The sequence below is a fragment of the Gilvimarinus sp. 1_MG-2023 genome (assembly GCF_030548285.1).
In genome coordinates, this window is sequence record NZ_JAUOSC010001817.1 from 1 (window position 1) to 232 (window position 232).

Annotated in this window: 1 protein-coding gene; it reads left to right on the forward strand. The window is 48.7% G+C overall.

What is annotated here, in order from left to right; all coding sequences use genetic code 11:
- A partial coding sequence (locus tag Q4563_RS22970; protein WP_303606195.1) for a hypothetical protein occupies positions 1 to 232 on the forward strand: 232 nt, incomplete at both ends.

Here is a 232-nt window from a genome sequence, read left to right on the forward strand (position 1 = left end):
CTATATAACCGAGGTGGATGGCAGGGCCAAGTTTGTTGGTCAGGGTGCAGACAGCTGCAGCTTTGATGGCGAACTCTTTTTGCTGAATACCGACTATCCCCTGCTGAAAGCACATATTTACAGCCGCTCTGGCTGCAATTTCTTTACCGTATCAACCCCGGTAGATGGCTACGCAGCCATTACCTCTGAGGGAATGCTGGAATTCTATTTCACTTCTGACAGTGAATTGCTG